The organism is Actinophytocola sp. (assembly GCF_045807065.1).
Classification (GTDB): Bacteria; Actinomycetota; Actinomycetes; order Mycobacteriales; family Pseudonocardiaceae; genus Actinophytocola.
Genome location: NZ_JBJMIE010000685.1, coordinates 1 through 8,531 on the forward strand (window position 1 = coordinate 1; position 8,531 = coordinate 8,531).

The window sequence follows — 8,531 nt, forward strand, 5'->3', positions numbered from 1 at the left end:
ACCGCCGGTCGACGACCCTGCCCGGCAGGCCGCGCTCGACACGCTGCGCGAGGTCCGCGCCCGCGACGCCTACGCCAACCTGCTCCTGCCGCAGATCCTGCGGGAACGCCGGATCACCGGCCGCGACGCCGCGCTCGCGACCGAGCTGGCCTACGGCGCGTGCCGGTGCATCGGCCTGCTGGACGAGGTGCTGGCGGCGTGCGTCGACCGCCCGCTGGTCAAGGTGGAACCGGCGCTGCTCGACGTGCTGCGGCTGGGGTGCTACCAGCTGCTGCGCACCCGGATCCCGTCGCACGCGGCCGTCGCGTCCACCGTGGACCTCGTGCGCGCCGAACACGGCTCTCGCAGCAGCGGGTTCGTGAACGCGGTGCTGCGCAAGGTGGCCGAGCGCAGCGAGGAGGAGTGGCTGGCGGACCTGGCGCCGGACCCGGCCAAGGACCGGATCGGCAACCTCGCCATGCGTGAGGCGCACCCGCGGTGGGTGGCGCGCGCGTTCGCCGACGCCCTGGGCTCGACGGGCGACGAGCTGCGTGACGCGCTGGCCGCCGACAACGAGCGTCCGGCCGTGCACCTGGTGGCCAGGCCGGGCGAGATCACGGCGGAGGAGCTGGCGGCCATGACCGGCGGCGAGGTCGCGCCGTACTCGCCGTACGGGGTGCGGCTCGCCGCCGGCGCCGGTGACCCCGCCGGACTGGACCCGGTGCGGGAGCGGCTGGCGTCGGTGCAGGACGAGGGCAGCCAGCTGTGCGCGGTGGCGCTGACCAGGCCCCTCGTCGAGGGCGCGGACGAGCACTGGCTGGACCTGTGCGCGGGTCCCGGCGGGAAGTCGGCGCTGCTGGGCGCGCTGGTGGGCATCCAGGGCGGCCGGCTGGACGCGGTGGAGAAGGCCCCCCACCGGGCGCGGCTGGTGGAACAGTCGACCCAGGGGCTGCCGATCGTGGTGCACGTCGGCGACGGCCGGTCGCCGGCCGCGCTGGGCCTGGCGGCGGACACGTTCGACCGGGTCCTGGTGGACGCGCCGTGCACGGGCCTCGGCTCGCTGCGGCGGCGCCCGGAGTCGCGGTGGCGCCGGCAGCCGTCGGACGTCGGCGAGCTGACGAAGCTGCAACGCGAGCTGCTGCTGGCGGCCGTGGAGCTGACCCGTCCGGGTGGCGTGATCGGGTACGTGGTGTGCTCGCCGCACCTGTCGGAGACGGTCGGCATCGTGTCGGACGTGGTCCGCAAGACCGGCGTGACCCCGCTGGACACCCGCGAGGCGTTCCCGCCCGACATGCCCGACCTCGGCGACGGCCCGTACGTGCAGCTGTGGCCGCACCGCCACGGCACCGACGCGATGTTCTGCGCACTGATGAGGAAGCCCGCGTGACCCCGGACGACCTGCTGGACACCCTGGCGGCGGACCTACCCGACGCGACCGCCGGCGCGATGTTCGGCAAACGCGCACTGAAGGCGAACGGCAAGGCCTTCGCCTGCCTCAAGGGCGACGACCTGGCCTTCCGCCTCGGCGCCGGCACCCCCGACCACGGCGCCGCCCTCGACCTCCCCGGCGCCCGCCTGTTCGACCCGTCGGGCGGCGGCCGCCCGTTCAAGGACTGGGTCGCCGTCCCGGTCGCCCAGTCCGCCGAGTGGCCGCGGCTGGCCAGGATCGCCCTGGCGCAGGTCCGCGCCTGACCTGCTCCGAAGGGCGTCCTCAGGGGCGCCTTCGGGGCATGCGGTCGTAGTCTCGGCACGTGTCGATCTCCGCGCGGGGCCGCGTCGCCGTCATCTCCATGGGTGGGACCATCGCGATGGCACCCAGTGCCAGCGGCGGGATCGTGCCCTCGCTCGGCGCCGACGACCTCGTCGCCGCCGTCCCCAGGCTCGCCGAGCTGGACGTGAAGATCACCACCGAGTCGCTGCGGTCCCTGCCCAGCCCCTCGCTGGGCTTCGCGGACCTCGTCGCGCTGTCCGCGCGGGTCAACGAGGAGATCGCGACCGGCGCCACCGGCGTCGTGATCACCCACGGCACCGACACGATCGAGGAGACCGCCTTCCTCCTCGACCTGACCGTGCCGGCCGACGCGCCGGTCGTCGTCACCGGTGCGATGCGCCACCCGAACTCCGCCGGCCCGGACGGCCCGGCCAACCTCTACGCCGCCATCCGCGTCGCGACCTCGCCCAGCGCCCGCGGTCTCGGCACGCTGGTCGTGATGTCGGACGAGATCCACGGGGCCCGGTTCGTCCGCAAGAACCACACCAGCAGCACCGGCGCGTTCGTCTCACCCGGCTTCGGGCCCCTCGGCCTGGTCGTCGAGGGCGACCCGCGCATCCGCGGCGTCGCGCGCACCGGTCTCACGCTCCCGGCCGACCCGTCGGTCACCGGCGTCCGTGTCGGCTCATCACCGTGGCCATGGGGGACGACGGCGCGCTGCTCCAGCGCGCGGGCGACCTCTTCGACGGCCTGGTCATCGCCGGCCTGGGCGCCGGGCACGTCCCGGTCGCCATGGTGCCCGTCGTGACCGAGCAGGCGAGGCGGATCCCGGTGGTCCTCTCCACCCGGACCGGCGCCGGCTCGGTCCTGCGGCAGACCTACGGCTACCCGGGCTCCGAGCGCGACCTGCTCGACCGCGGCCTCATCCAGTCCGGCTTCCTCGATCCCGCCAAGTCACGGGTACTGCTCACGCTCCTGCTCGCCGCACGATCGGACAGGCAGACCATCACCGAGGCGTTCGATCTCTACCGGTGAGGCAGCAGCGCCCTACCGGTAGGTAATAGGCTCGTGAGGTGTCACGAGAACCCATGATCGCGCCCAGCATCCTCGCCGCCGACTTCGCGCGGCTCGCCGAAGCGGCCGAGGCGGTCAAGGGCGCGGAGTGGCTGCACGTCGACGTCATGGACGGGCACTTCGTCCCCAACCTGACCCTCGGCCTGCCGGTGGTCGAGGCGATCCTCAGGAGCACCGGCATCCCCGTCGACTGCCACCTCATGATCGAGGACCCCGACCGCTGGGCGGTCGGCTACGCGGAGGCGGGCGCGCACAACGTGACCGTCCACGTCGAGGCCGCCGCCGACCCGGTCAAGCTTGCCCACGACCTGCGGGCAGCGGGTGCGCGCGCCGGCCTGTCGGTCAAGCCGAGGACACCGTTCGAGCCGTACGTGGAATTGCTGAAGCACTACGACACGTTGCTCGTGATGTCCGTCGAACCGGGGTTCGGGGGACAGGAGTTCATGGCCGAGGTACTCGACAAGGTCCGCAGGGCCCGCCAGCTGGTGGACGCCGGCGAGTTGCGCGTGCTGGTCGAGATCGACGGCGGCATCAACTCCGACACGATCGAGCAGGCCGCGGCGGCGGGGGTCGACTGTTTCGTCGCCGGCTCCGCGGTCTACGGCGCGGACGACCCGGCCAGGGCGGTCGAGGCGTTGCGGGAACGAGCCAGAAGGGCGATGTAGGGGTGTTCACGGGGATCGTCGAGGAACGCGGCGAGGTCGTCGCCGTCCAGGACCTGCCGGACGCCGCGCGCGTCACCATCGCGGGACCGCTCGTCACCAGCGACGCGAGACTCGGCGACTCCATCGCCGTCAACGGCGTGTGCCTGACGGTCGTCGAGGTGGCCGACGGCGCGTTCACCGCCGACGTCATGCGCGAGACGCTCGTCCGCAGCAGCCTTGACAAGATCACGCCGGGCGAGCCGGTGAACCTGGAACGCGCGGCCGAGGTCGGCAAGCGGTTCGGCGGCCACATCGTCCAGGGCCACGTCGACGGGACGGGGGTGGTCCTGTCGCGCGAGTCGAGCCCGCACTGGGACCTCGTCCGCATCGGCATCCCGGCCAAGCTCGCCCGCTACCTGGTCGAGAAGGGCTCGATCACCGTCGACGGCGTCTCGCTCACGGTGGTGGACGTGTCGGACACTCCGTCCGGCGCGGAGTTCAGCGTGAGCCTCATCCCGGAGACCCTGCGTGCCACCACGCTCGGCATCCGCACCCCGGGGGACCGGGTGAACCTGGAGGTCGACGTGGTCGCCAAGTACGTGGAGAGGTTGGCCGCACCACACTTCGCCGGCAACCCGGCCGCGCCGGAGGAGAATGGGGTCACGGCGGAGGAGGCCCTGTCATGAGTGACATCAAGGGTATCGAGAAGGCGGTTTCGGACATCGCCGCCGGACGCCCGGTGATCGTGGTCGACGACGAGGACCGCGAGAACGAGGGCGACCTGATCTTCGCGGCCGAGAAGGCCACGCCCGAGCTGATCGCGTTTATGGTCCGCTACACGTCCGGCTACATCTGCGTGCCGCTGACCGAGGAGGACTGCGACCGCCTGAACCTGCCGCCCATGTTCCACACCAACCAGGACCGGCGCGGCACCGCGTACACGGTCACGGTCGACGCGAAGGAGGGCGTGTCCACCGGCATCTCCGCCGCCGACCGGGCCCGCACGATCCGCCTGCTCGCGGACGCCACGTCCGAGGCCGGCGACTTCACCCGTCCGGGTCACGTGGTTCCCCTCCGCGCGAAGGAGGGTGGCGTCCTGCGCCGCCCCGGCCACACCGAGGCGGCCATCGACCTGGCGGTACTGGCCGGCCTGCGCCCGGCCGGCGTCCTGTGCGAGATCGTGTCGCAGAAGGACGAGGGCGACATGGCCCGCCGCGAGGAGCTGGAGGTCTTCGCGGCCGAGCACGACCTGACGATCATCTCCATCGCCGACCTCATCGACTACCGCCGCCGCAAGGAGGTCCAGGTGGTCCGGGTGGCGGAGGCCCGCATCCCCACCCCGCACGGCGCGTTCCGCGCGGTCGGCTACGACTCCAAGCTCGACGGCATCGAACACGTGGCCCTGGTCTACGGCGACCTGGAAGACGGCGAGAACGTCCTGGTCAGGGTGCACTCGGAGTGCCTGACGGGCGACGTCTTCGGCTCCCTGCGCTGCGACTGCGGCCCCCAACTGGAGGCCGCACTGGCCGCCGTCGCCGCCGAGGGCCGCGGCGTCGTCCTGTACATGCGCGGCCACGAGGGCCGAGGCATAGGCCTCATGCACAAACTCCAGGCCTACCAACTCCAGGACGACGGCCACGACACCGTCGACGCGAACCTGGCCCTCGGCGTCCCGGCCGACGCCAGGGACTACGGCCAGGGCGCCCAGATCCTGGTGGACCTGGGCATCAAGTCGATGCGCCTGCTCACCAACAACCCGGCCAAACGCGTGGGCCTGGACGGCTACGGCCTGACCATCGTCGACCGCGTCGCCCTCCCGATCCGTCCGAACGCCGAGAACCTGCGCTACCTGCGCACCAAGCGCGACCGCATGGGCCACGAACTGGGCGACCTGGACCTGTTCGAGGGCTCGACCCAGGTCTAGCGGTCGCTCAGTGCGGGCTTGACGTCGACGATCGGGGTGCCGTCGACGGCTTCCAGGTCGCTGACGCGGATGCGGGGGCGCCCGGTCAGGAAACCCGGGTGGGCGGTCGTCTCGGTCGTGGGTATCTGCATTGCCACGATCCGGACGCGGTGCAGTCCGATCGGGTTGGGGCGGTCCGCGGAGCGGGTGCCGAACACGCCCGTCAGCCGGTTCTTCGGGTTGTCGCGCGGGTGTACGGACAGCACGTTCCGGTCGGCCTGGTGCAGCCAGGTCAGCACGATGATGTCGGCGCCGACGGACAGGTCGCCGAGGCCCGTCGCCATCTCCGGGCGGAACACCAGCCAGGCGTCGGGCGCGCCTTCCCGACCCTGCTTCGGCGCACGTGCCCGATCGGTGAGCGGGGACTCGACGTGCCCGATGGGGTTCAGCTGGTAGGTCACGGAAGGCCTCCTTGGGTGGCGTCCAGGCTGGGGGAGGATACTGCTGTTCGTGAGTGGTGAAGGCCGGCCCGAGGTCGAAGTGCAGGAGTGCGAGGGGATCCGCCTCGCCATCGCCGCCACCCGGTGGCACGACAGGATCACCTCGACGCTGCTGGAGCGGGCGCTCGCGGCGGCGAAGAAGGCCGGCATCAGGGAGCCGACCGTGGTGCGGGTGCCCGGGGCCGTCGAGCTGCCGGTCGTCTGCCAGGCGCTGGCCAAGCACCACGACGCCGTGGTCGCCCTCGGTGTGGTCATCCGCGGCGGCACGCCCCACTTCGAGTACGTCTGCGACGCGGTCACCTACGGCCTCACCCGCGTCTCGCTCGACGAGTCGACGCCTGTGGGCAACGGCGTGCTCACCGTCAACGACGAGGAGCAGGCGCTGGCCCGCTGCGGCCTGCCCGACTCCGCGGAGGACAAGGGCTTCGAGGCCACCGTCGCCGCCCTGGACACGGCGATGGTCGTGCGCGGGCTGCGGCAGCCGTGGATGGAACGGGGCTTCGAATGACCTTTCAGGCACGCCCCCACAAGGCACGGGTGGCGGCGATCGCCGTCGCGGTGTTGTTCGTCGTGGTGTTCGTGGTCGTCGCGGTGCTGCTGCGCAGCTCGTCCACCGGCGTCACCTTCTACGCCTCCGACCAGGTCGCGATGGCCGGCATCGGGCTCGTGCTGGCGGCCGGCGCGCTGTGGTTCGCCCGCCCGCGCGTGCGTGCCGACCACGAGGGCGTCGAGGTCCGCAACATGCTGGGCACCCACCACTACCGCTGGTCGGACATCGTGTCGGTGAGCTTCCCCGACGGCTCGCCCTGGGCGCGGCTCGAACTGCCCGCCGACGAGTACGTCCCGATCCTGGCCGTCCAGGCCATCGACGGCGAGCATGCCGTCGCCGCCATGCGGGAGCTCCGCCGGCTGCGCCGCGAGGCCAACGCGGACGACGCCGCGTCACGTTGAGTCACATCACATTCCGCCGACCGGTGGAAACGCGCTGAACCATTCGGCGTGCGGCCGCGTAAGGCCCGGTGTCCCACTGACAGCCGAGACACCACGGAGGCCCGGCTTGACTGCTGTCGAACCCACCACGCCCGCGAGCACCCCCGCGACCGCGCACCGGTCGCGCCGCGATGTCCTGTGTGGCCTGATGGTCGCGCTCGTCGCGCCTGGCGCGCTGGTCGCCGCCTGTTCCGACGGGTCGGACAGCTCCACCGGCGGCAACACCGGCAACACCGGCGGCGGCAACACGGCCGGCGGCGGCTCGTCGGCCGGCGGGGGTGCGCTGACCGCGCTCGCCGACGTGCCCGACGGCGGCGGCCTCATCGTCGACAACCCCGGCGGCGGCAAGGTCCTCGTCGTGCGCACCGGCACCGAGGTCAAGGCGTACAACGCCGCCTGCACGCACATGGGCACCACCGTCAACCCCCCGCAGAACGGCGTCGCGACCTGCCCGAACCACGGCAGCCAGTTCTCCACCACCGACGGCTCGGTCAAGAAGGGCCCCGCGGCGGCGCCCCTGCAGACCGTCAACGTCAAGGTCGAGGGCGACAAGGTCGTCCTCGCCTGAGCCGAGCGCTCCCCGGGCAAACGTGAACCCCGTTCGGCTTATAGCCAGACGGGTTCCCGCTGGATAGTGTGAGCGCGCCCTAACCAGCACGTTTGCTCGGGGAGTCAGGTCATGCGATCAACGAGGATCGGTCTACTCGCGGCCGCGTTACTCACGGTCGGTCTCGCCACCGCCACGCCGGCGAGCGCCGACGACCGGCCGACCGCCATCGTGTCCCTCGGGGACAGCGCCATCTCCGGCGAGGGCGCCGGCAACTACGAAGCGGGCACCCGCGGCGAGAACGGTGACTGGTGCCACCGCTCACTCAACGCCCTGGTCCACAGGACCACCGTCGCCACCAAGACGGTCAACCTCGCGTGCTCCGGCGCCGACTCGTCGAACGTGTCACTCGCCGACACCACCCATTACACGGAAGGGTCACAGTCCCGTCGCCTGATCGGTGTCGCCCAGCAGTACCGGGTCACCACGGTGATCGTGCAGATCGGCGCCAACGACGAGCCCGCCTTCGCCGACACCGTGCTCGACTGCATCGGCGAGTGGTTCAACCCGTTCAGCTCCGGCTGCAACTCCTACCTGCGCACCCAGTGGCCGCAGCGGCTGGCCGCGATGGCACCCCGCGTGCGGGCCGCGCTCGCTGACGTGAAGTCGGCCATGTCCCAGGCCGGCTACGCGAACGGCTCCTACAACCTCGTCCTCACCTCGTACGCCTCGCCGTTCACCGAGCACATGGATCCCACGCTGCACGGCCCGCAGGGCTGCCCGCTCAAGCTGGCCGACGGCCGGTGGGCACGCACCGAGGCCGTTCCGCAGTTCGCCGCGACCCTGCGCGACGTCGCGACGAGCAGTGGCGCCAAGTTCCTCGACTTCTCCCGGGCGACCGAGGGCCACGAGGCCTGTAGCGGCGGTGCCAGCACCGCGAACGAATGGGAGAACAGGATCACCGTCGACCCCTGGGCCCTGGTGACCGGCGGCCTGGACGCCATCGGCATCCACCTCGCGCAGGAGTCCTTCCACCCCAACGCGAAGGGGCATGGACAGCTCGGCCGGTGCGTCACCGAGTTCGTCAACTCCGGTCGCTCGTCGGCGCAGTGCCTGGCCGGCGCCGACGGCAATCTCCATGCCGTGTAGGCAAAAGCCATCCACAGGTGATCCGTTGGGGTGG

At 71.9% G+C, this 8,531-nt stretch carries 12 protein-coding genes; 11 read left to right on the top strand and 1 reads right to left on the bottom strand.

The window, feature by feature from the left end; translation table 11 throughout:
- The 7 genes from ACJ73U_RS40315 to ACJ73U_RS40345 all read left to right on the top strand — a co-directional run.
- Positions 1-1,366 (top strand): RsmB/NOP family class I SAM-dependent RNA methyltransferase (locus tag ACJ73U_RS40315; protein ID WP_407783051.1); only part of this gene is annotated, 1,366 nt, incomplete at its 5' end.
- Positions 1,363-1,671, top strand: coding sequence for a hypothetical protein (locus ACJ73U_RS40320; RefSeq protein ID WP_407783052.1), 309 nt, complete (start codon positions 1,363-1,365; stop codon positions 1,669-1,671). The genes ACJ73U_RS40315 and ACJ73U_RS40320, both read left to right, overlap by 4 nt.
- Before the next feature lie 59 nt (positions 1,672-1,730).
- Positions 1,731-2,498: an asparaginase gene (locus ACJ73U_RS40325; RefSeq protein WP_407783053.1), complete on the top strand. Its 768-nt coding sequence runs from the start codon at positions 1,731-1,733 to the stop codon at positions 2,496-2,498.
- A complete protein-coding gene (locus ACJ73U_RS40330; protein WP_407783054.1) occupies positions 2,390-2,725 on the top strand; it encodes a hypothetical protein in 336 nt (111 codons plus the stop codon). Before ACJ73U_RS40325 ends, ACJ73U_RS40330 begins: the two co-directional genes overlap by 109 nt.
- A gap of 53 nt (positions 2,726-2,778) precedes the next feature.
- A complete protein-coding gene (gene rpe, locus ACJ73U_RS40335; RefSeq protein WP_407783062.1) occupies positions 2,779-3,429 on the top strand; it encodes a ribulose-phosphate 3-epimerase in 651 nt (216 codons plus the stop codon).
- Positions 3,430-3,431: 2 nt separating this feature from the next.
- Positions 3,432-4,094: a riboflavin synthase gene (locus tag ACJ73U_RS40340; protein ID WP_407783055.1), complete on the top strand. Its 663-nt coding sequence runs from the start codon at positions 3,432-3,434 to the stop codon at positions 4,092-4,094.
- Complete coding sequence (locus tag ACJ73U_RS40345; protein ID WP_407783056.1) at positions 4,091-5,332, top strand: bifunctional 3,4-dihydroxy-2-butanone-4-phosphate synthase/GTP cyclohydrolase II; 1,242 nt, start codon at positions 4,091-4,093, stop codon at positions 5,330-5,332. The genes ACJ73U_RS40340 and ACJ73U_RS40345 overlap by 4 nt, the downstream gene beginning before the upstream one ends.
- On the opposite strand, the gene tsaA is transcribed toward ACJ73U_RS40345, so the two are convergent.
- Positions 5,329-5,772, bottom strand: coding sequence for a tRNA (N6-threonylcarbamoyladenosine(37)-N6)-methyltransferase TrmO (tsaA, locus tag ACJ73U_RS40350; protein ID WP_407783057.1), 444 nt, complete (start codon positions 5,770-5,772; stop codon positions 5,329-5,331). The genes ACJ73U_RS40345 and tsaA overlap by 4 nt on opposite strands.
- A 49-nt stretch (positions 5,773-5,821) precedes the next feature.
- Between tsaA and ribH the strand changes: the two genes are divergently transcribed.
- The 4 genes from ribH (at position 5,822) to ACJ73U_RS40370 (ending at position 8,497) form a co-directional block, all read left to right on the top strand.
- Positions 5,822-6,319, top strand: coding sequence for a 6,7-dimethyl-8-ribityllumazine synthase (gene ribH, locus ACJ73U_RS40355; RefSeq protein ID WP_407783058.1), 498 nt, complete (start codon positions 5,822-5,824; stop codon positions 6,317-6,319).
- Entirely contained in the window at positions 6,316-6,762 is a 447-nt protein-coding gene (locus ACJ73U_RS40360; protein ID WP_407783059.1) for a PH domain-containing protein, read from the top strand. The genes ribH and ACJ73U_RS40360 overlap by 4 nt, the downstream gene beginning before the upstream one ends.
- A gap of 106 nt (positions 6,763-6,868) precedes the next feature.
- A complete protein-coding gene (locus ACJ73U_RS40365) occupies positions 6,869-7,369 on the top strand; it encodes a Rieske (2Fe-2S) protein (protein WP_407783060.1) in 501 nt (166 codons plus the stop codon).
- Between the two features lie 111 nt (positions 7,370-7,480).
- On the top strand, positions 7,481-8,497 hold the full coding sequence (locus tag ACJ73U_RS40370) for a GDSL-type esterase/lipase family protein (protein WP_407783061.1): 1,017 nt from the start codon (positions 7,481-7,483) through the stop codon (positions 8,495-8,497).
- Positions 8,498-8,531: the final 34 nt, after the last annotated feature.

What these genes read in the sequence shown, in the direction of transcription:
- ACJ73U_RS40330 (WP_407783054.1), top strand. Translation starts at nt 2,390, where the DNA reads ATGGGGGACGACGGCGCGCTGCTCCAGCGCGCGGGCGACCTCTTCGAC.
- rpe (WP_407783062.1), top strand. Translation starts at nt 2,779, where the DNA reads ATGATCGCGCCCAGCATCCTCGCCGCCGACTTCGCGCGGCTCGCCGAA.
- ACJ73U_RS40370 (WP_407783061.1), top strand. Translation starts at nt 7,481, where the DNA reads ATGCGATCAACGAGGATCGGTCTACTCGCGGCCGCGTTACTCACGGTC.
- ACJ73U_RS40360 (WP_407783059.1), top strand. Translation starts at nt 6,316, where the DNA reads ATGACCTTTCAGGCACGCCCCCACAAGGCACGGGTGGCGGCGATCGCC.
- ACJ73U_RS40345 (WP_407783056.1), top strand. Translation starts at nt 4,091, where the DNA reads ATGAGTGACATCAAGGGTATCGAGAAGGCGGTTTCGGACATCGCCGCC.